This window comes from Xanthomonas sp. SHU 166, from assembly GCF_000364685.1.
In the GTDB taxonomy this organism is placed as follows: Bacteria; Pseudomonadota; Gammaproteobacteria; order Xanthomonadales; family Xanthomonadaceae; genus Xanthomonas_A; species Xanthomonas_A sontii.
Genome location: NZ_AQOJ01000601.1, coordinates 1 through 659 on the forward strand (window position 1 = coordinate 1; position 659 = coordinate 659).

A 659-nucleotide genomic window follows, 5' to 3' on the forward strand; every position below is an offset into this window, starting at 1 on the left:
ATCGGCGTGATCGGCGTGATCGGCGTGATCGGCGGCAGCGTGGTCCAGATGGTCGGCGCGCGACCACTCTTCCAACGCCTCGTGGTCGCGGGCGACCGTCTCCTCCTCGGCCAGCGGCTCGGCCGGCTCCAGCGGCGGCAGTTCCGGCGCATCGACATCACGGTGCGCGACCACCGGCACCGCGGCGCTCGCCGCCAGCGCGGCGTCGTCGTCGCGCGGCAACGGCGGCAGCGGCGAGGGCTTGCGCCGGCGCGACAGCAGCCAGGCACCGAGGCCCAGCACCAGCAGGCTCAGCCCGCCCCACAGCCACAGCGGGAACCCGTCATTGGCCGGCGCCTGCGCGGGCACGGCCGCTGGCGCCGCCTGCCCGGCCTGGGCCAGGCGCTTCTGCGCCGCAGCCAGGTCGCTGTCCTTCAACGCGATCAGTTGCTGCTGCTGGGACTTGAGCTTTTCGAGCTGCTCCACCCGCGAGCGCAATTCCTGAACCTCGGCATCGCGTGCCGCGAGGTCTTCGCGCGCCTGCTGCAATTGTTGGGCTGCCACCATGTCTCCTTCGTCGCCGGCACCGGTGCCGGACTTGGTTCCCGCCTCGCGGCGCGTCGCCGGCACCGCCGGCGCGATTTCCAGGCGTGCGCCAGCGGCGGCGGCCGGCGCCGCGG

General features: G+C 74.1%; 1 pseudogene. It reads right to left on the reverse strand.

What is annotated here, in order from left to right:
* Nucleotides 1-213 precede the first annotated feature (213 nt).
* Nucleotides 214-659, reverse strand: a pseudogene (locus D180_RS24230) (ferrous iron transporter B); the annotation flags it as partial.